Raw genomic sequence first — 19,917 nt, forward strand, 5'->3', positions numbered from 1 at the left:
GAAGTCCTTATGTCCCCGCCTCTGAGTAAACCGCTGGCCTCCTCCTGGGTCAGCCGATTCAAGGAACAAAGCCTGGAGCGTGGCCGCCGCTACGCGCTGGAAAACCGGGTGCGGATCGTGCAGGTCGGCGATGCGACCATTACCGCCAGTTGCGAAGGCTCTGGCGGCAACATTTATCGCCAGACGATTCATCTGCGCGAGTCAGCCAAAGGCACACTGCTGATGGTCGACGCCACGTGCACCTGCCCGGTTCACAGCAACTGCAAACACTGTGCGGCGGTCTTGCTGCAGGTGCAGGAAACCCTCGAATACCCCGCCGCGGCCAAAGACGCCGAACTGCTGGAAAAACTCCAGGCCGTCCTCGAAAACCGCAGCCCGAAAGCCCCGCCGCAAGTACTGGTGGACAACGTGCAACCGGTGCCGCGCCTGTGGCTGGCCAGTGTCGAGTTCAGCGCATTCGAGCCGCGCAACGGCAAGATGCAGCGCTACATCCAGCATCGTGCCGCGCTGTCTTTCAGCTACCTCGACGAATACGTCAGCGGCCAGAAAAACAGCGACATCCTGATTCGCCAGGAAGCCCAGACCCTGCGGGTCAAACGCCATCCGGATGTCGAGCAAAGCTACCGCGAACAACTTCGGATTCTCGGCTTTCGCATCGCCACCCGGCAGAGCAAAGCCCTGCCGGAAAGCGCGGGCGAACTCTATGAAATGGTCAATGACAGCGCCTGGCTGACGTTTACCCTGAACGACCTGCCAAAGCTGCGCACCCAAGGCTGGGAATTGCTGGTCGATGATGAATTCGGCTTCGACCTGACAGCCGTCGATGACTGGTATGCCACGGTCGAGCAGACCCCGGAACGCGACTGGTTCGATCTTGAGCTGGGCATCATCGTCAATGGTGAACGCCTGAGCCTGCTACCGATCCTGCTCAACCTGATGCGCTCGCACACGGAAATCCTCAACCCCGAACGTCTTGCCCGGCGACGGGACGATGAGTTGATTCTGGTGAACATCCCGCAACGCAACAGCGAGCACGGCCCCTTGCAAGTCGCCCTGCCCCTGGGCCGGTTGAAACCGGTGCTGGCAACGCTGGGCGAGTTCTATCTGCAAGAGCCGGGCGAAACCACCCTGCGCCTGAGCAAGGCTGACGCCATCCGCCTCAACTCGCTGGAAGGCATCCCCCTGCTGTGGGAGGGCGGCGAGCAGATTCGCAGCTTCGCCCAACGCCTGCGCGATATCCGCGACTACAGTGCCGAGGCGCCGGAAGGGTTGAACGCGACACTGCGGCCTTATCAGCTCGAGGGCTTGAGCTGGATGCAGTCGCTGCGGCAACTTGAGGTTGGCGGAATTCTCGCGGACGACATGGGCCTGGGCAAAACCCTACAAACCCTGGCGCACATTCTCAGCGAGAAAAATGCTGGACGCCTGGATCGCCCCTGCATGGTGGTGATGCCCACCAGCCTGATCCCCAACTGGCTGGACGAAGCGGCGCACTTCACGCCTCAGCTCAAGGTCGTTGCCCTGTACGGTGCCAGCCGCAAAAAGCACTTTGAGCATCTGGCCGATTGCGACCTGATCCTCACGACCTATGCGCTGCTGCCCAAGGATGTCGAGCGCCTCGCACAGCAACCGCTGCATGTATTGGTGCTGGATGAGGCGCAATACATCAAGAACCCGAACAGCAAAGCCGCCCAGGCAGCTCGTGAACTGAACGCCCGCCAACGCCTGTGCCTCAGCGGTACGCCGCTGGAAAACCACCTGGGCGAGCTGTGGTCACTGTTTCACTTCCTGCTGCCCGGCTGGCTCGGCGACGTCAAAAGCTTCAACGCCGATTACCGCGTGCCGATCGAAAAACGCGCCAGCGAAGTCAGACTTCAGCACCTCAACGGTCGGATCAAACCGTTTCTGCTGCGCCGCACCAAGGAACAGGTTGCGACCGAGCTGCCGCCGAAAACCGAGATCATCCACTGGGTCGATCTCAACGAGGCCCAGCGCGACGTGTACGAAACCATGCGCCTGGCCATGGACAAGAAGGTTCGCGACGAGATCACCCGTAAAGGCGTGGCGCGCAGTCAGATCATCATTCTCGAAGCGCTGCTCAAGCTGCGTCAGGTCTGCTGTGACTTGCGCCTGGTCAACGACGCCACCCTGCCCGCTCGCGGCAGCACCTCAGGCAAGCTCGACAGCCTGATGGAAATGCTCGAGGAGTTGTTTGAGGAAGGACGGCGAATTCTGCTGTTCTCACAGTTCACTTCGATGCTGTCACTGATCGAGGATGAGCTGAAAAAACGCAACGTCGCCTACGCGTTGCTGACTGGACAGACTCGGGATCGACGCACGCCAGTGAAGGAATTCCAGAGCGGCAAGCGTCAGATCTTTCTCATCAGCCTGAAGGCTGGCGGCGTTGGTCTGAACCTGACGGAAGCGGACACCGTGATTCACTACGATCCGTGGTGGAACCCGGCGACCGAAAACCAGGCAACCGACCGTGCGTATCGCATTGGTCAGGAGAAGCCGGTATTCGTCTACAAGATGATTGCCCGGGGGACGGTCGAGGAGAAGATTCAGCATCTGCAGAAGGAAAAGTCTGACCTGGCGGCCGGCGTGCTGGATGGGCGCAAGGCCGGGGACTGGAAGTTGCAGAGTGATGATATCGAGGCGCTGTTTGCGCCGTTGCCGGACAAGTTTGAAAAGCGCTGAGATCCTCAGCGCCTGTTCGTTCGAGTCACTCCGGAGCCAGACTCAGCCCTTGAGTACCCGCGCCAACGTCGACTTCACCTTGCCCATGCCGTCATGCAGCGCCTGCTCGATCTCGGCCATGGTGATCACCGCCGTGGTCTTGCCCGCCGCCGGGTTCACCACCAGCGACAGACAGGCGTAATCCAGATCCAGCTCGCGAGCCAGTGCCGCTTCCGGCATGCCGGTCATGCCAACGATGTCGCAACCATCGCGCTCCAGACGCACGATCTCGGCCACGGTTTCCAGACGCGGGCCCTGGGTGCAGGCGTAAACGCCTTGATCGCTGTATTCGCAACCTTCGGCGGCCAACGCAGCAATCAGTTGCTGACGCAGTGGCTCGCTGTAGGGAAAGCTGAAGTCAATGTGTGTGACATGTTCCAGGTCATCGGCGAAATAGGTGTGCTCGCGACCGCTGGTGTAGTCCACGATCTGATGCGGCACGCAGAAATGTCCGGTGCCCATTGCAGGATGGATCCCGCCCACGGCGTTGACCGCAATGATTGCTTCGGCCCCGGCCTGCTTCAACGCCCACAGATTGGCGCGGTAGTTGACCTTGTGCGGCGGGAAGCGATGCGGGTGACCGTGGCGAGCCAGGAACAGCACTTCCTTGCCGGCGTATTCACCGATCTGGACTTCGGCCGATGGCGCACCATAAGGCGTATCCACCGCCAGCGACTGACGAATGCTCAGACCTTCCAGCTGGGTCAGGCCGGTGCCACCGATGATTGCGTAAACCGTCATAGCGAAAAATCCTTAATCGATCAGTTGAGCGTCTTTGAGCGCGCCGACAGCGGTCAGCCAGCGCGGATCCTGACGGTATTCGGTGTTGGCGAACGCCTGACCGCGCATCCGCGCGATGCGTGGCGACGGCTTGACCTTCATGCGTTGCGCGGCGCTCAGGGCCAGCTCGGCGGCAGCGCGATCGTTGCACACCAGGCCCATGTCGCAACCGGCACTGAGTGCGGCTTCGATACGGCTGGCCGCATCGCCCACCACGTGCGCACCGGCCATCGACAGGTCGTCACTGAAGATCACGCCGTCGAACTGCAACTCGCCACGCAGGATGTCCTGCAACCAGCGCCGGGAGAAACCGGCTGGCTGCGCATCGACTTGCGGATAAATCACGTGGGCCGGCATGACGGCGGCCAATTGCTTGCTCAGCTTGGCGAACGGTACCAGGTCGTTGGCGCGGATCTCTTCAAGACTGCGCTCGTCGTTGGGGATTGCGACGTGAGAGTCGGCTTCCGCCCAGCCGTGACCGGGGAAATGCTTGCCGGTAGCCGCCATGCCGGCACTGTTCATGCCTTTGATGAAAGCACCGGCGAGCAGTGCTGCACGCTCCGGATCGCCCTCGAATGAACGAGTACCAACCACGGCGCTGCGCTGGTAATCCAGGTCCAGCACGGGAGCAAAGCTCAGATCGAGGCCGACAGCCAGCACTTCAGTGGCCATGATCCAGCCGCATTGCTCGGCCAGATACTCGGCGTTCGGGTTGTCGGCAATGGCTCGCATGGCCGGCAGACGCACAAAGCCCTGACGCAGACGCTGGACGCGACCGCCTTCCTGATCCACCGCCAGCAACAGATCCGGGCGAATGGCACGGATCGCCGCGCTCAACTCACGCACCTGGCGTGGATGCTCGATATTGCGGGCAAAAATGATCAGGCCGCCCACTTCGGGCTGACGCAACAATTGGCGATCTTCGGCCGTCAGCCAGGTACCGGCGACGTCCACCATCAACGAGCCTTGCAGGCCAGCAGTCATAGAGATTCCTTGAAAACGAAAAACCCGTTGCCCACGAAACCACCACCAGGGGCATTGCCCGGCAGGTCGGTGATTTCAATGAGAAACGGGTTCAGAACGAGAGTCGGCATGGGCGGCTAGCTTAGCGGATGTCAGCTGCCGCGCCCACCCATGGACAGTTAAACCTTGGCAGGCGCCGGCGTCGATTTGCTGCGTGGTCGCAGCTGCGCGGTGGCCATCGCGGTGTCGGTGACGCCGGTTTCGGCACGCATGCCGGCCGCCAGGAACGGCACCATCAGGCGCATCACCTGCTCGATGGAGGTGTTGACGCCGAAATCGGTCTCGGCAATCGCGCGCAACGCCTTGATACCCGACATGCTGAACGCCGCAGCGCCAAGCATGAAGTGCACACGCCAGAACAGTTCGATAGGAGGAATGCGCGGGGCGGCTTCGTTGACCAACAACATGTAGCGGCGGAATACCTTGCCGTACATGTCTTCCAGATAACGGCGCAAGTGGCCCTGGCTCTGGCTGAATGCAAGACCGAGCAAGCGCATGAAGATCGACAGATCGTTGCCGCTGCGTGGCTGTACCACCAGTGCCTGCTCGACGAGGATTTCCAGCAGTTCCTCAAGCGAAGGCTTGTTCTCCGGCTTGGCCTGACGCCGCTCCAGCTCTTTGTCGAGACTGATGCAGAACGGACCGAGGAAACGCGAGAAGACCGCCTGGATCAGCGCCTTCTTCGAACCGAAGTGATAGTTCACCGCAGCGAGGTTGACCCCTGCCTTGCTGGTGATCAGACGCAATGAGGTTTCGGCGAAACCTTTTTCCGCGAACAGCTGTTCTGCAGCATCAAGAATGCGTTCAACGGTTTCCGACTGGGCCATGGCTACTCCGCCTGACAAACACTTGTTTGAAACATACGTTTCAGCCTATGCCTTGTCAAGCCTGCCAGTTCGTTTTGGGAATGGTCGGTCAGGTATTTAACCACAACAAGGACGCCACATTAATCGACGCCGTCACTGACCGTCCGGCGGCCTGCGAAAAAACGGCCATTGCCAAGACCGACTCACTGTATATAATCCCAGTCACTGTATAAAAAGACAGAGCGATCAATATGATTAAGCTGACGCCACGCCAAGCCGAGATTCTGGCCTTTATCAAACGCTGCCTCGAAGACAACGGCTACCCGCCGACCCGCGCGGAAATCGCTCAGGAACTGGGGTTCAAATCCCCCAACGCCGCCGAAGAGCACCTCAAGGCGCTCGCCCGCAAAGGCGCGATCGAGATGACCCCGGGGGCCTCTCGCGGCATTCGAATCCCAGGCTTCGAAGCCAAGGTTGACGAATCCACCCTGCCGATCATTGGCCGCGTGGCCGCCGGTGCACCGATTCTCGCCCAGCAACACATCGAAGAGTCCTGCAATATCAACCCGGCCTTCTTCCACCCTCGCGCCGACTACCTGTTGCGCGTCCACGGGATGAGCATGAAGGACATCGGTATTTTCGACGGTGACCTGCTGGCCGTTCACACGACCCGGGAAGCACGCAACGGTCAGATCGTAGTCGCCCGGATCGGCGACGAAGTGACGGTCAAACGCTTCAAGCGCGATGGCAGCAAGGTCTGGCTGATCGCCGAAAACCCTGAGTTCGCCCCTATCGAAGTCAACCTGAAAGATCAGGAACTGGTGATCGAAGGCTTGAGTGTCGGCGTCATCCGCCGCTAAAGGAGGCTTTATGCAGTTCCCACACGCACCTCAGCAAACACAACTGCCGTTGTTCGAGGCATTTCTGGCGCAACCACTGGCCCCCATCCTCAAGGATGTAGCCGAGCGCCCATGGAATGTCGAACCCGAAGCGTTCAGTGAACTGTCGCTGCGCGGCGCGGCCGGGAACTGCCTGAACCTGCTGGCACCGATTCTTCGCGAATTGAGTGATGACCAGGATGCCCGCTGGCTGACCCTGATCGCGCCACCGGCGAGCCTGACCCAAACCTGGTTGCGGGATGCCGGATTGAATCGTGAACGCATCCTGCTGTTGCACCCGCGCGGCACACAGAGCGCTCAGCAACTGGCTTGCGAAGCCCTGCGCCTGGGTCGTAGCCATACGGTGGTGACATGGTTGAACCCGCTCAACTCAGGCTCACGCCAACAACTGATCAGCGCCGCCCGCACCGGGGACGCTCAAAGCCTGAATATTCGACTGGGCTGACTGCATGCGCGCTACTTCGAGCGCGGGGCTTCTCAAGGGATAGAGAAGCCGAACCGAAGGGATAATCGACGGGCGGTGCTCAATGAAGAACCCGCGGCCCCTCTTCCTTATCAAACTCGCCTTCAACCATTCGACCGGCCATTTGCACGCCGACGCTCAGCATCGCCTTGGCAATTTCAACGTGTTGGCCCTGCAGAAATGCCTTGGCATCCTCGGAGAAATCCAGAGTTACCAGAGAACCCTCGTCCTCGGCCCTGCGCAGTTCGATTCGGCCGTCTGGTAGCTCGACAATTTCTAGAAAGGACGTTGGCATATAGGTCTGTTCTCCACGAAAGGCAGGGATTATATAGAGATCGTTCAGGATTCGCTCAGGATCTTGACCAGCAGCACGCATCTCGTCGCCGCCAGCCAGGAAGCCATCAGCACTCGTTCAAGCCTTCACGGAAACGGATAGCCAGACCCTTCAGGTTCTGCCGCCAGCTCTCCAGCTCTTCACGACTCAATTCTTCGGGCGCCTGCTCTTCATCCAGATTAACCGCCTGAATCAGCGGCTGGGTCACATCACCCTTTGGCTTGTGTGGCACACGTGGTGGCTGAAACAGCGCCGAATGCGCGGCCAGCAATTTAGCTAGCCAGGTTTCCGGATTACCCGCCAACTCCACCATCTCGGCCAACTCCGGAATGGCAATCGACTCCAGCACTTCACGCGTCAGCAGCGTTTCAGCCCGCGGCGCATTGGCCTGCGGCAGCCTGTAGAACCCGGCAATTTCGTGACATAACCCCAGCAGCGCACCATAGAGATGGAACAACGCCGATTCGCGCCCGGCCTGAATCAGCGCCAGCGAATTCATCGCCCGCCCCTCTTCGGCCCTGGCCAGCGCTTCCAGCGACAGACCCGCGAAATAGATCTTCTGATTGGTACGGGTATAGAGTTCGTGGGCCATAGCGGCACTCTCCACAACGAAATAATTGCTTCACACAGGCCGGACAGTGTCATGGATCAGCCGATCCGACCGCAAGCTTTAAACAAAAAGGCCGCATGAAAACCCGAAGGTTGTCATGCGGCCTTTTGTATTGAAGGCGCCTGATCAGCGCACCTTCAGATCAGCGTTTGCTCAAGCCTTGGCTTTTGCCGGACGCTTGTCTTCAACTGTCCACTTGCCACCGTCGAAGAACGCTTTCCAGCCAGTCGGCTTGCCGTCGACTTCGGTCTGGACGTATTGCTCCTTGGTCTTGCGGCTGTAGCGAATCACTGCTGGCAGACCATCCGGATCCTTCTGCGGCGCTTCGCACAGGAAGTGGTACTTCGGATCAATCTCATCCTTGTGCGGCAGAATCTCTATCACCAGCGGAGCACGGGTCTCGCGGTTTTTCGGGAACTGACTGGCCGCCAGGAACAGACCGGACGCACCGTCACGCAGGATATAGGTGTCGTTGACCTTCTCGCATTTCAGCTCAGGCATTTTCACCGGATCCATCTTCGGCGGCGCCGCGTCACCGCTCTTCAGCAGTTTGCGGGTGTTCTTGCAGGTCGCGTTGGTGCAACCGAAGAACTTGCCGAAACGGCCGGTCTTGAGCTGCATCTCGCTGCCGCACTTGTCGCATTCCAGGCTCGGACCTTCGTAGCCCTTGATGCGGTAGCTGCCTTCTTCGATTTCATAGCCGGCGCAATCCGGGTTGTTACCGCAGATGTGCAGCTTGCGCTTTTCGTCGAGCAGGTAAGCGTCCATCGCCGTGCTGCAGATCGGGCAGCGATGCTTGCCGCGCAGCACCAGGGATTCCGATTCGCCCTCGTCGTCCGCAGCGATTTCATCGCCCGGTACCAGGTTGACGGTGGCCTTGCAGCGCTCTTTCGGCGGCAGGCTGTAGCCCGAGCAACCGAGGAACACGCCGGTAGAGGCAGTACGAATCTGCATCGGACGGCCGCAGGTGGTGCACGGAATGTCGGTCATTACCGGCTGGTTGGCACGCATGCCGGCTTCCGGGTTTTCAGCCACTTCGAGTTTTTTCTTGAAGTCGCCGTAGAACTCGTCCAGCACATTCTTCCAGTCGCGCTCGCCCTGGGCCACGTCATCGAGGTTCTCTTCCATGCCGGCAGTGAAGCCGTAGTCCATGAGGTTCGAGAAACTCTCCGACAGACGCTCGGTGACGATGTCGCCCATCTTTTCCGAGTAGAAACGACGGTTGTGCAGGGTCACGTAGCCGCGATCCTGAATGGTCGAAATGATCGCCGCATAGGTCGAAGGACGGCCAATGCCGCGCTTTTCCATTTCCTTCACCAGGCTGGCTTCCGAGTAACGGGCCGGTGGCTTGGTGAAATGCTGGGTCGGATCAAGCTTGATCAGTTTCATCACGTCGCCCTGCGCCATGTCCGGCAGGACATCGTCATCGCCAGGCTTGGCGATTTGCGGCAGAACGCGGGTGTAGCCGTCGAACTTCAGGATACGGCCCTTGGCGCGCAGCTCGAAGTCGCCAGCAGCCACGCTGACGGTGGTCGACAGGTATTGCGCCGGCAGCATCTGGCAAGCCAGGAACTGGCGCCAGATCAGCTCGTAGAGGCGCTCAGCATCACGCTCCATACCCGCGAGCTTGCTCGGCGTGGTGTTGGCGTCGGAAGGACGGATCGCTTCGTGAGCCTCTTGTGCGCCTTCCTTGCTGCTATAGACGTTCGGCGACTCCGGCAGGTACTTCTTGCCGAATTCGGTTTCGATGTAATCGCGCGCCATCGTCACGGCATCAGCCGAGAGGTTGGTCGAGTCGGTACGCATATAAGTGATGTAGCCAGCTTCGTACAGACGCTGAGCCATCATCATGGTTTTCTTCACGCCAAAGCCCAGGCGGTTGCTCGCGGCCTGTTGCAGGGTGGAAGTGATGAACGGTGCCGACGGTTTGCTGCTGGTCGGTTTGTCTTCACGCTTGACGATGCTGTAGCTGGAGGATTTCAGCTTCTCCAGCGCAGCCATGGCCTGAGCTTCGTTGAGCGGCTTGAAAGCTTCGCCCTTCTCACGCGCCACTTCGAAACGCACGGTCGAACCTTTGGTGGTGCCGAGATCGGCATGCACTTCCCAGTATTCTTCCGGATTGAACGCGCGAATCTCGCGCTCACGCTCGACCACCAGTTTCACGGCAACCGATTGCACACGACCGGCGGACAGGCCGCGAGCGATCTTGGCCCACAGCAGCGGCGAAACCATGTAACCCACGACGCGGTCGAGGAAGCGACGGGCCTGCTGGGCATTCACTCGATCGATATCGAGCTCGCCCGGCTCCGAGAAGGCTTCCTGAATCGCTTTCTTGGTGATTTCGTTGAACACCACGCGCTTGTAGCGGCTGTCGTCACCACCGATGGCTTCGCGCAGGTGCCAGGCAATGGCTTCCCCCTCGCGATCCAAGTCGGTTGCGAGATAGATGGTGTCAGCATCCTTGGCGAGCCGGCGCAGCTCTTCGATGACTTTTTCCTTGCCCGGGAGGATCTCGTACTTGGCTTTCCAGCCATGATCGGGATCGACACCCATGCGCGAAACGAGCTGTTTACGTGCCTTTTCCTTCGGCGAGAGCACCGGCCCTTCGCCCGCGGCGGCCTTGCCGCGCTTGGCGGCAGGCTCCTTGCTGGCGCTAGCCGAACCGCTGGTGGGCAGGTCTCGGATATGGCCGATACTCGACTTCACCACGTATTGGTTGCCCAGATACTTGTTGATGGTCTTGGCCTTAGCCGGGGATTCCACAATGACCAGCGATTTGCCCATGGATCAGAAAATTCCTGAATTCTAGAAGTGAAAGGCGGTTGGCGCCTGACGCGGCACCGCTATATATAGTGGCTACAAGGTGAGGTCAAGCGCAGGGTTTTGCGCGCACTCGCCTTATGGCTTCGAAAAAAGGCTTGGTTCGGCTTGCACCAAAGCAAAGCGCGGGACCTGCTCGCCGTCAACTTCGACGGACTCCAGGAACATGCTCAAGGGACGTACCCAAAAGCCGTAATCGCCATACAGGGCTTGGTAAAAGACCACTTCTTCTTCGGTCTCGGAATGCCGCGCAACACTGAATACGCGGTACTGCGGACCTTTGTAATGTTGGTAGAGCCCAGGTTGTATCGGCACGCTTCGGCCCTCACTCAAATTTTTTCAAAATAAATACAAAAATAAATCCGCAAAAACAAAAACCGGGGCACTTGGCCCCGGCTTCCATCGACGAGACGCTTAAACGCGTTCGAAGACGGTGGAGATGCCTTGGCCGAGGCCAATGCACATGGTGGCCACCCCGAAGGTGCCGCCATTCTGCTTCATCACGTTCAGCAAGGTGCCGGAAATACGGGCACCGGAGCAACCGAACGGGTGACCCAGGGCGATCGCGCCGCCGTGCAGGTTAACCTTCTCGTTCATCTTGTCGAGCACTTTCAGGTCTTTCAGCACTGGCAGAGCCTGTGCGGCGAACGCTTCGTTGAGCTCGAAGAAGTCGATATCGTTGATACCCAGGCCGGCACGTTTCAGTGCTTTCTGAGTAGCCGGTACCGGACCATAGCCCATGATCGCCGGATCCACACCTGCCACTGCCATCGAACGAATCACGGCCAGAGGCTGAATGCCCAGGTCCTGTGCACGCTGCGCCGACATCACGATCATGCACGAAGCACCATCGGTGATCTGCGACGAAGTACCGGCAGTCACGGTGCCGCCCTTTGGATTGAACGCCGGCTTCAGAGCCGCCAGGCTTTCCAGGGTGGTTTCCGGACGAATGGTTTCGTCGTAGTCGAAGGTTTTCAGGAAACCGTTCTCGTCATAGCCCTGCATCGGGATGATTTCGTCCTTGAACTTGCCTTCCACGGTTGCCTTGTGGGCCAACTGGTGGGAACGCACGCCAAAGGCGTCCTGCTGTTCGCGAGTGATGCCGTGCATCTTGCCGAGCATTTCAGCAGTCAGGCCCATCATTCCCGAGGCTTTCGCCGCGTACAGGGACATGTGCGGGTTCGGATCGACACCGTGCATCATGCTTACGTGACCCATATGCTCGACGCCGCCAACCACGAACACGTCACCGTTTCCGGTCATGATCGCTTGCGCAGCGGTGTGCAGCGCGCTCATCGACGAGCCACACAGACGGCTGACGGTCTGGCCGGCCGAGGTGTGCGGGATCTGGGTCATCAGCGACGCCATGCGCGCGATGTTCCAGCCCTGCTCCAGGGTCTGGTTCACACAGCCCCAGATCACGTCCTCGACTTCGGCAGGATCGACCTTGGCGTTGCGTTCCAGCAGTTTGCTGATCAGGTGCGCCGACATGTCTTCAGCGCGGGTGTTGCGGTGCATGCCGCCCTTGGAGCGGCCCATCGGAGTACGACCGAAGTCGACAATCACGACGTCTCTTGGATTCAAGCTCATAAAATTTCACTCTCGCTCAAAAGTTGGGACGCTTAACCGAAGAACCGTTGGCCGGTTTTGGCCATTTCACGCAGCTTCGCGGTCGGGTGGTAGAGCGCGCCCAAATCAGCGTACTGGTCGGCCAGGGCAACGAACTCGGCAACACCGATCGAATCGATGTAACGCAGCGCACCGCCACGGAATGGAGGGAAACCAATACCGTAGACCAGACCCATGTCGGCTTCGGCAGCGGTTTCGACGATACCGTCTTCCAGGCAACGCACGGTTTCCAGGCACAGCGGGATCATCATCCAGTTGATGATGTCTTCGTCAGTGACTTCACGCTGCTCGTAGACGATCGGCTTGAGCACTTCCAGTACCGACGGGTCGGCGACTTTCTTCTGCTTGCCTTTCTTGTCGGCCTCGTAGGCATAGAAGCCCTTGCCGTTCTTCTGACCCAGACGCTTGGCTTCGTAAAGCACGTCAATGGCCGAACGACGGTCGTCCTTCATGCGATCCGGGAAACCTTCAGCCATCACGTCACGACCGTGGTGGCCGGTGTCGATGCCGACCACGTCCATCAGGTATGCCGGGCCCATCGGCCAGCCGAATTTTTCCATGATCTTGTCGATACGGACGAAGTCCACACCGGCGCTGACCAGCTTGGCGAAACCGCCGAAGTACGGGAACAGGACGCGGTTGACCAGGAAGCCCGGGCAGTCGTTGACGACGATCGGGTTCTTGCCCATTTTCTTGGCGTAGGCAACGGTGGTGGCAACAGCCAGCTCGCTGGACTTCTCGCCACGGATCACTTCCACCAGCGGCATCATGTGCACCGGGTTGAAGAAGTGCATGCCGACGAAGTTTTCCGGACGCTTGAGGGCCTTGGCCAGCAGGCTGATGGAAATGGTCGAGGTGTTGGACGCGAGGATGGTGTCCTCTTTGACCTTGTCTTCGACTTCCGCCAGAACGGCTTGCTTGACTTTCGGGTTCTCGACTACAGCTTCAACGACCAGGTCAACGTGACCGAAATCGCCGTAGGACAGCGTAGGACGAATACCGTTGAGCACTTCAGCCATTTTCGCGGCGGTCATGCGGCCTTTATCAACGCGGCCGACCAGCAGCTTGGCGGCTTCCGCCAGACCTTGCTCGATACCGTGCTCGTTGATGTCCTTCATCAGGATCGGCGTACCTTTGGAGGCCGACTGATAGGCGATACCGCCACCCATGATGCCGGCGCCCAGTACGGCAGCCTGCTTAACGTCTTTGGCGATTTCGTCGTAGGCCTTGGCCTTTTTCTTCAGTTCCTGATCGTTCAGGAACAGACCGATCAAGCTCTGCGCGGCAGAGGTCTTGGCCAGTTTCACGAAACCTGCGGCTTCGACTTCCAGCGCCTTGTCGCGACCGAAGTTCGCGGCTTTCTGGATGGTCTTGATCGCTTCGACCGGTGCCGGGTAGTTCGGGCCGGCCTGGCCAGCCACGAAACCTTTGGCGGTTTCGAAAGCCATCATTTGTTCAATGGCGTTCAGCTTGAGCTTTTCCAGCTTCGGCTGGCGCTTGGCCTTGTAGTCGAACTCGCCGGAGATGGCGCGCTTGATCAGTTCAAGGGCAGCGTCCTGCAGTTTTTCAGGAGCAACCACGGCATCGACAGCGCCGACTTTCAGCGCGTCTTCAGGACGGTTTTCCTTGCCGGCGGCAATCCACTCGATGGCGTTGTCGGCACCGATCAGGCGCGGCAGACGCACGGTACCGCCGAAGCCCGGGTAGATGCCCAGTTTGACTTCCGGCAGACCGATCTTGGCCTTGGTGGACATGACGCGGTAGTCCGCGGCCAGGCACATTTCCAGACCGCCACCCAGGGCGATGCCGTTGATCGCGGCGACGGTCGGAACGTTGAGGTCTTCGAAATCGCTGAAGATCTTGTTGGCTTCGAGATTGCCAGCAACCAGCTCGGCATCCGGCAGCTTGAAGTTGTCGACAAATTCGGTGATGTCGGCGCCGACGATGAACACGTCCTTGCCACTGCTGACGATCACGCCCTTGATCGAAGCATCTGCCTTGATGGTGTCTACGGCCTGACGCAGTTCGTTCAGGGTAAGACGGTTGAACTTGTTGACGGACTCACCCTTGAGGTCGAATTTCAATTCGACGATGCCACTTTCAAGAGCTTTAACCGTGATGGCTTTACCTTCGTAAATCATCAACTGATCTCCACGATATGGAAGCTGAACAGTACACGTCGGACGCAGGCGAATGGCTCGGCAGGACGCTTTTTCGTCAATGCTGACACCAATCCACCCGGCACACCCGCCAACGCGATAGTCGGGATTCTGTAGGAGCAGTCTGCAATACAAACGCTCAATTCATACGCCCGTTTGATTTGGGTACGCCACCTTCACGGAATTTCCGACAATTGTCAATCGCCCTAAATACGGGTTGAAATGCGACTTTGCGGTCATTTCTGTAAGACGCAGCCCGCCAACACATGCTTGCATGTGAGGGCATTCATAAGATTAATAGTTAGAAAAGTCGCCCTAATTCGCTGCAGGCCTTGTTTAACAGGCTACGCTGGCTGGACTACGAAGGAAAACAGGCGCACTTTTGCTGACCGGACCTAACCGGATCAATGCCAAAAAGAATTTCCGGCCTGCCTGGCCAACCCCGCCCGATGAATCATGTCGGGCTTTTTATTGCTCGTCTGCCGGACGTTTCGCACCGTTGCAGCACGAAAAGTCCGCGAGTCATGCCAGCGCTTTCAGCGTGGCATCGATTTCCAGCAAAACCGTCGCTTCGCCCTTCTCGCCCCAATACAGCGCGATCATCTGCTTGTCGGCTTCAACCTTGAAAACGTTGCCCGGCAATTTCTCGAAATGATTCAGCAGAAGCGGGTCCTCACAGGCTTCCTGCCACTGATTGACCCACACGCCCGGGGACTTCTGCCAGTACGTCCAGCACACCGGCTGCTTGCTGCGCCGCGGCCGATGGTATTGCGCACACGGATTGGGCGGCTCCTGAGACAGCCAGTGCGGCCATTCCTGAGGCGCCAGCTGCATGGCCAACCCGATGCGCCGGGCCTCCGTGCGCAAGGCTATCCGGCCACTCTGTGCACGGGACGGGCGCAACCACGCCAGGGGGCTCAACACCACCAGCAGGATTGACACCACCAGCCAGACCGTCATATCTCTACTCCCGAATCTTGATGAGCCCATTGCGTCACTTTGGAACCAATGCGCTTGAAACCAGCCATACTTAACAATATTGATCCCTCACGAGGAGCACCTCATGCCCTACCACCATATCCTGGTCGCCGTAGATCTGACCGAAGAGTGCGACCCTGTGATCCACCGCGCCCGAGAGCTGTCGGTGAGCAATGGCGCCAAGCTGTCGCTGGTGCATATCGTCGAACCGATGGCCATGGCCTTCGGGGGTGACGTGCCAATGGATCTGTCACAACTGCAACAACAGCAGTTCGATCAGGCCAAGGAGCGCCTCGAGCGCCTGAAGCACAAATACACCGAACTGGAAGGCTCCAACTGCCACCTGACCTATGGTCAGCCACGCCAGGAAATCCACCATTTCGCCAAGGATCAGGAATGCGACCTGATCGTGGTCGGCAGCCATGGCCGGCACGGCCTGGCGCTGCTATTGGGCTCGACCGCCAACGATGTCCTGCACGGCGCGCCTTGCGATGTGCTGGCGGTGCACCTGGTCAAACGCTGATCCCGCTCTCTTATGAAAAGCTAAAAAAGCCCGGCGCCCATCACTGGACGCCGGGCTTTTTCATGACCGGAAGCTATCAGGCGTCCAGCTCGGCCCAACGCTCCACCAACGCATCCAGCTCAGCCTGCAACTGCTCCAGCGAAGCAATGACTTTGGCCGTTTCGGCCGGCGGACGCTGGTAGAAACCGGCTTCAGCCATTTCAGCCTCGACAGCAGCGATCTGCTGCTCCTTGGCGTCGATGTCGCCCGGCAACGCTTCCAGCTCGCGCTGAAGCTTGTAGCTCAGCTTCTTCTTCGCAGCCGGGGCCGCAGCAACAGGCGCGGCGACCGGAGCCGGCTCGGCGGTGACCACCGCCGAATTCAGGTCAGCCTTGCCGGATTTGCTTTCGGTCACGCCCAACAGGCGCGGCGAACCACCCTGACGGATCCAGTCCTGATAGCCACCGACGTATTCGCGAACCTTGCCTTCACCTTCGAAGACCAGGGTGCTGGTCACCACGTTGTCGAGGAATGCCCGGTCGTGACTGACCATCAGCACAGTGCCGTTGAAGGTCAACAGCACTTCTTCGAGCAGTTCGAGGGTTTCCACGTCCAGATCGTTGGTCGGTTCGTCGAGCACCAGCAGGTTCGCTGGCTTGCTGAACAGTTTGGCAAGCAGCAGACGTGCACGCTCACCACCGGACAACGCCTTCACCGGCGTACGGGCGCGCTGCGGGCTGAACAGGAAGTCGCCGAGGTAGCTGAGCACGTGACGGCTCTGGCCGTCGATATCGATGAAGTCGCGACCTTCGGCGACGTTATCGATCACGGTCTTTTCCAGATCCAGCTGATGGCGCAACTGGTCGAAGTAGGCCACGTCGATCCGGGTGCCCTCTTCCACCTTGCCGCTGGTCGGTTGCAGACCGCTGAGCATCAGTTTCAGCAGGGTGGTCTTGCCGGTACCGTTGGCGCCGAGCAGACCGATCCGGTCGCCGCGCTGCAGCACCATGGAGAAATCGCGAATCAGGAACGGACCGCCCGGATGCGCGAAGCTCACGTTATCCAGCACCATCACCTGCTTGCCGGACTTCTCTGCGGTATCCAGCTGGATGTTGGCCTTGCCGGTACGCTCGCGACGCTCACTGCGTTCGACGCGCAGGGCTTTCAGCGCACGTACGCGGCCTTCGTTACGGGTACGACGGGCCTTGATGCCCTGGCGAATCCACACTTCTTCCTGGGCCAGACGCTTGTCGAACAGCGCGTTGGCGGTTTCTTCGGCAGCCAGTGCGGCTTCTTTGTGAACCAGGAAACTGGCGTAGTCGCCGTTCCAGTCGATCAGGCCGCCGCGATCCAGTTCAAGGATGCGGGTGGCGAGGTTTTGCAGGAAGGAACGGTCGTGCGTGATGAACAGCACGGCGCCCTGGAAATCCTTCAGTGCTTCTTCAAGCCAGGCAATTGCACCGATGTCCAGGTGGTTGGTGGGCTCGTCGAGCAGCAGCAGATCCGGCTCGGACACCAGCGCCTGCGCCAGCAGCACGCGACGACGCCAGCCGCCGGACAACTCGGCAAGGGTCTTGTCGGCCGGCAGTTGCAGGCGGCTCAGGGTGCTGTCGACCAGGGTCTGCAAGCGCCAGCCATCGCGGGCTTCGAGGTCGTGCTGGACGTGCATCAGCTTGTCCAGATCGGCGTCGGTGACGATGTTCTGGCTCAGGTGATGGTATTCGGCGAGCAAGGCACCAACGCCGTCGAGGCCTTCGGCGACCACGTCGAACACTGTCCGCTCGTCGGCCACCGGCAATTCCTGCGGCAATTCACCGATTTTCAGACCGGGGGCACGCCACACCGAGCCGTCATCAGGCTTCTGGTCGCCCTTGACCAGTTTCATCATGCTGGACTTGCCAGTGCCGTTGCGGCCGATGATGCACACCCGCTCACCACGGGCGATCTGCCAGGACACCTTGTCCAACAACGGCATCGCGCCGAATGCAAGGGACACATCGCTGAATTTGAGCAGGGTCATGAGCTTCTCCAAAAACCGGGCGCGCATTCTACCTGAATCGGGACCCGAGCAGGCCGGCAATTTCGCCGCTGACGCACTCTGCACAACAATTGTTGCGAACTTGTGCCGCAAGGCCCGCAAAGCTTTCGCCGGCTGCTGGCAAAAGGCTAAGCTACAGACAATTCAGTGCCGCTACTGTCGGCACTTGTCATGATTTCTCTGCCCGGATGTCTCATGCGCAGTCGCCTTTTCAGTGTTTTGTCCTGTTTGCTACTCACCGCCGCTGCTGCCCAATCCGCCCAGGCGGTGGACCTGTCCACCCAGCGCCAGTATTACGATGAGGCCAAACGCGCCCTGGCCAAGGGCGACACCGGCCCGTACTTCCGTTACAGCCAGGCCCTCGCCGATTATCCGCTGGAGCCATACCTGGCCTACGACGAGCTGACCGCCCGGCTGAAGACCGCCAGCAACGCGGAAATCGAAAAATTCCTCGCCGAACACGGTGACCTGCCCCAGGCCAACTGGATGAAGCTGCGCTGGTTGCGCTGGCTGGCCGACCGTGGCGAATGGGCGACCTTCGTCAAGTATTACGACCCGAAACTCAACTTCACCGAGCTGGACTGCCTGAACGCGCAGTACCAGATCAGCAGTGGCCGCAAGGCCGAGGGTTATGCCAACGCCGACAAGCTTTGGCTGACCGGCAAATCCCAACCGGCGGCGTGTGATGCGCTGTTCGGGATCTGGGCCGCCGACGGTCAGTTGACCGAGCAAAAACGCTGGGAACGCACCAAGCTCGCCGCTCAGACACGCAACTATCCGCTGGCCAACAGCCTGGTCAACGGCCTGACCACCCTCGCCCCACGCGGGCGTCTGCTGGTGGATGTCGCGCAGAAACCGGAACTGCTCAACCAGCCATCGCGCTTCACCCCGGCCGACGAGCCGATGTCGGACATCGTCAGCCTCGGCCTGCGCCGTCTGGCGCGTCAGGATCCGGACAAGGCCATGGACCTGCTCGACGGCTACGCCAGCAGCATGCATTTCTCCCGGGATGAAAAAGTCGCGATCGCCCGGGAAATCGGCCTGACCCTCGCCCGTCGTTTCGACAGCCGTGCGCTGGACGTGATGACCAAATATGACCCGGAACTGCGCGACAACACTGTTTCCGAATGGCGCCTGCGCCTGTTGCTGCGTCTGGCGCGCTGGGACGACGCCTATCAGTTGACCCGCCGCCTGCCGCAGGATCTGGCCACCACCAACCGCTGGCGTTACTGGCAGGCCCGCAGCCTGGAACTGGCGCAACCGCAGAACCCGGAAGCGCAGACGCTGTACAAGAGCCTCGCACGGGAACGGGATTTCTACGGTTTCCTTGCCGCCGATCGCTCGCAGCTGCCTTATTCGCTGGTCAACAAACCGCTGGTACTCAGCCAGGCCACCATCAACAAGGTGCGCAACACGCCCGGCGTACGTCGCGCGCTGGAATTCCACGCCCGCGGGCAGATCGTCGACGGGCGTCGCGAGTGGTACCACGTCAGCCGTCACTTCAACCGCGATGAAATGGTCGCCCAGGCCAAACTGGCCTACGACCTGAAGTGGTACTTCCCGGCGATCCGCACCATCAGCCAGGCGCAATACTGGGACGACCTGGACATCCGCTTCCCGATGGCCCACCGAGACACCCTGGTGCGTGAAGCCAAGGTGCGCGGCCTGCATTCGAGCTGGGTGTTCGCCATCACCCGTCAGGAAAGCGCCTTCATGGACGACGCCCGCTCCGGTGTCGGCGCCAGCGGCCTGATGCAACTGATGCCCGGTACCGCCAAGGAAACCGCGCGCAAGTTCAGCATCCCTCTGGCCTCGCCACAGCAAGTGCTTGATCCGGACAAGAACATCCAGCTCGGCGCCGCCTATCTGAGCCAGGTGCACAGCCAGTTCAACGGCAACCGCGTGCTCGCCTCCGCCGCCTACAACGCCGGCCCCGGCCGCGTACGCCAGTGGCTGCGTGGCGCCGATCACCTGAGCTTCGACGTGTGGGTAGAAAGCATCCCGTTCGACGAAACCCGTCAGTACGTGCAGAACGTGCTGTCCTACTCGGTGATCTACGGCCAGAAACTCAACTCGCCGCAACCGCTGGTGGACTGGCATGAGCGGTACTTTGACGATCAGTGATCGTGCAAAGATC

Annotated in this window: 16 protein-coding genes; 5 read left to right on the plus strand and 11 right to left on the minus strand. The window is 59.9% G+C overall.

Going from position 1 to position 19,917, the window contains the following annotated elements; translation table 11 throughout:
* Positions 1-9: 9 nt before the first annotated feature.
* The gene (locus IF199_RS20520) at positions 10-2,700 is read left to right on the plus strand and encodes a DEAD/DEAH box helicase (RefSeq protein WP_192558567.1); all 2,691 of its coding nucleotides are present in this window, start codon (positions 10-12) and stop codon (positions 2,698-2,700) included.
* A gap of 42 nt (positions 2,701-2,742) precedes the next feature.
* Here IF199_RS20520 and IF199_RS20525 read toward each other — a convergent pair whose 3' ends face one another.
* From IF199_RS20525 to IF199_RS20535, 3 genes are all read right to left on the minus strand, one after another.
* Positions 2,743-3,480 carry an S-methyl-5'-thioinosine phosphorylase gene (locus tag IF199_RS20525; protein WP_085733486.1) on the minus strand — a complete coding sequence of 246 codons (738 nt, stop codon included), beginning with the start codon at positions 3,478-3,480 and terminating at the stop codon, positions 2,743-2,745.
* 12 nt (positions 3,481-3,492) lie between these two features.
* A complete protein-coding gene (gene nagZ / locus IF199_RS20530) occupies positions 3,493-4,503 on the minus strand; it encodes a beta-N-acetylhexosaminidase (RefSeq protein ID WP_102621844.1) in 1,011 nt (336 codons plus the stop codon).
* A 158-nt stretch (positions 4,504-4,661) separates the two neighbouring features.
* Complete coding sequence (locus IF199_RS20535; protein WP_085713141.1) at positions 4,662-5,369, minus strand: TetR/AcrR family transcriptional regulator; 708 nt, start codon at positions 5,367-5,369, stop codon at positions 4,662-4,664.
* A 230-nt stretch (positions 5,370-5,599) separates the two neighbouring features.
* Here IF199_RS20535 and lexA point away from each other — a divergent pair, with 230 nt between their 5' ends.
* Positions 5,600-6,208, plus strand: a complete 609-nt coding sequence (lexA, locus tag IF199_RS20540) for a transcriptional repressor LexA (RefSeq protein ID WP_096822089.1) — start codon at positions 5,600-5,602, stop codon at positions 6,206-6,208.
* 10 nt (positions 6,209-6,218) lie between these two features.
* On the plus strand, positions 6,219-6,692 hold the full coding sequence (gene sulA, locus IF199_RS20545) for an SOS-induced cell division inhibitor SulA (RefSeq protein WP_096822090.1): 474 nt from the start codon (positions 6,219-6,221) through the stop codon (positions 6,690-6,692).
* Between the two features lie 79 nt (positions 6,693-6,771).
* On the opposite strand, the gene IF199_RS20550 is transcribed toward sulA, so the two are convergent.
* The 7 genes from IF199_RS20550 to IF199_RS20580 form a co-directional block, all read right to left on the minus strand.
* Positions 6,772-7,005: a hypothetical protein gene (locus IF199_RS20550; protein WP_003226592.1), complete on the minus strand. Its 234-nt coding sequence runs from the start codon at positions 7,003-7,005 to the stop codon at positions 6,772-6,774.
* A 106-nt stretch (positions 7,006-7,111) separates the two neighbouring features.
* Positions 7,112-7,636, minus strand: a complete 525-nt coding sequence (locus IF199_RS20555; protein WP_085733483.1) for a DUF6586 family protein — start codon at positions 7,634-7,636, stop codon at positions 7,112-7,114.
* Between the two features lie 171 nt (positions 7,637-7,807).
* Positions 7,808-10,438 (minus strand): type I DNA topoisomerase, encoded by a 2,631-nt coding sequence (topA, locus tag IF199_RS20560; protein WP_096822091.1) that lies wholly within the window; start codon positions 10,436-10,438, stop codon positions 7,808-7,810.
* A gap of 114 nt (positions 10,439-10,552) precedes the next feature.
* The gene (locus IF199_RS20565; protein WP_007953059.1) at positions 10,553-10,789 is read right to left on the minus strand and encodes a DUF1653 domain-containing protein; all 237 of its coding nucleotides are present in this window, start codon (positions 10,787-10,789) and stop codon (positions 10,553-10,555) included.
* Positions 10,790-10,888: 99 nt separating this feature from the next.
* Positions 10,889-12,064 carry an acetyl-CoA C-acyltransferase FadA gene (gene fadA, locus IF199_RS20570; RefSeq protein ID WP_085608206.1) on the minus strand — a complete coding sequence of 392 codons (1,176 nt, stop codon included), beginning with the start codon at positions 12,062-12,064 and terminating at the stop codon, positions 10,889-10,891.
* Positions 12,065-12,096: 32 nt separating this feature from the next.
* A complete protein-coding gene (gene fadB / locus IF199_RS20575) occupies positions 12,097-14,244 on the minus strand; it encodes a fatty acid oxidation complex subunit alpha FadB (protein ID WP_096822092.1) in 2,148 nt (715 codons plus the stop codon).
* Between the two features lie 540 nt (positions 14,245-14,784).
* Complete coding sequence (locus tag IF199_RS20580) at positions 14,785-15,222, minus strand: hypothetical protein (protein WP_085733480.1); 438 nt, start codon at positions 15,220-15,222, stop codon at positions 14,785-14,787.
* A gap of 103 nt (positions 15,223-15,325) precedes the next feature.
* On the opposite strand from IF199_RS20580, the gene IF199_RS20585 reads away from it, so the two are divergent.
* Positions 15,326-15,763 (plus strand): universal stress protein, encoded by a 438-nt coding sequence (locus tag IF199_RS20585; protein WP_047295289.1) that lies wholly within the window; start codon positions 15,326-15,328, stop codon positions 15,761-15,763.
* 76 nt (positions 15,764-15,839) lie between these two features.
* On the opposite strand, the gene IF199_RS20590 is transcribed toward IF199_RS20585, so the two are convergent.
* Positions 15,840-17,762 carry an ATP-binding cassette domain-containing protein gene (locus IF199_RS20590; protein WP_096822094.1) on the minus strand — a complete coding sequence of 641 codons (1,923 nt, stop codon included), beginning with the start codon at positions 17,760-17,762 and terminating at the stop codon, positions 15,840-15,842.
* A 213-nt stretch (positions 17,763-17,975) separates the two neighbouring features.
* Here IF199_RS20590 and IF199_RS20595 point away from each other — a divergent pair, with 213 nt between their 5' ends.
* Complete coding sequence (locus tag IF199_RS20595) at positions 17,976-19,904, plus strand: transglycosylase SLT domain-containing protein (RefSeq protein WP_096822095.1); 1,929 nt, start codon at positions 17,976-17,978, stop codon at positions 19,902-19,904.
* Positions 19,905-19,917 lie beyond the last annotated feature (13 nt).

The organism is Pseudomonas allokribbensis, assembly GCF_014863605.1.
GTDB lineage: Bacteria > Pseudomonadota > Gammaproteobacteria > Pseudomonadales > Pseudomonadaceae > Aquipseudomonas > Aquipseudomonas allokribbensis.

What these genes read in the sequence shown, in the direction of transcription:
- IF199_RS20585 (WP_047295289.1), top strand. Translation starts at nt 15,326, where the DNA reads ATGCCCTACCACCATATCCTGGTCGCCGTAGATCTGACCGAAGAGTGC.
- topA (WP_096822091.1), bottom strand. Translation starts at nt 10,438, where the DNA reads ATGGGCAAATCGCTGGTCATTGTGGAATCCCCGGCTAAGGCCAAGACC.
- IF199_RS20520 (WP_192558567.1), top strand. Translation starts at nt 10, where the DNA reads ATGTCCCCGCCTCTGAGTAAACCGCTGGCCTCCTCCTGGGTCAGCCGA.
- IF199_RS20580 (WP_085733480.1), bottom strand. Translation starts at nt 15,222, where the DNA reads ATGACGGTCTGGCTGGTGGTGTCAATCCTGCTGGTGGTGTTGAGCCCC.
- IF199_RS20555 (WP_085733483.1), bottom strand. Translation starts at nt 7,636, where the DNA reads ATGGCCCACGAACTCTATACCCGTACCAATCAGAAGATCTATTTCGCG.
- nagZ (WP_102621844.1), bottom strand. Translation starts at nt 4,503, where the DNA reads ATGACTGCTGGCCTGCAAGGCTCGTTGATGGTGGACGTCGCCGGTACC.
- IF199_RS20525 (WP_085733486.1), bottom strand. Translation starts at nt 3,480, where the DNA reads ATGACGGTTTACGCAATCATCGGTGGCACCGGCCTGACCCAGCTGGAA.
- sulA (WP_096822090.1), top strand. Translation starts at nt 6,219, where the DNA reads ATGCAGTTCCCACACGCACCTCAGCAAACACAACTGCCGTTGTTCGAG.
- IF199_RS20550 (WP_003226592.1), bottom strand. Translation starts at nt 7,005, where the DNA reads ATGCCAACGTCCTTTCTAGAAATTGTCGAGCTACCAGACGGCCGAATC.
- IF199_RS20595 (WP_096822095.1), top strand. Translation starts at nt 17,976, where the DNA reads ATGCGCAGTCGCCTTTTCAGTGTTTTGTCCTGTTTGCTACTCACCGCC.
- IF199_RS20590 (WP_096822094.1), bottom strand. Translation starts at nt 17,762, where the DNA reads ATGACCCTGCTCAAATTCAGCGATGTGTCCCTTGCATTCGGCGCGATG.
- lexA (WP_096822089.1), top strand. Translation starts at nt 5,600, where the DNA reads ATGATTAAGCTGACGCCACGCCAAGCCGAGATTCTGGCCTTTATCAAA.
- IF199_RS20535 (WP_085713141.1), bottom strand. Translation starts at nt 5,369, where the DNA reads ATGGCCCAGTCGGAAACCGTTGAACGCATTCTTGATGCTGCAGAACAG.
- fadB (WP_096822092.1), bottom strand. Translation starts at nt 14,244, where the DNA reads ATGATTTACGAAGGTAAAGCCATCACGGTTAAAGCTCTTGAAAGTGGC.
- fadA (WP_085608206.1), bottom strand. Translation starts at nt 12,064, where the DNA reads ATGAGCTTGAATCCAAGAGACGTCGTGATTGTCGACTTCGGTCGTACT.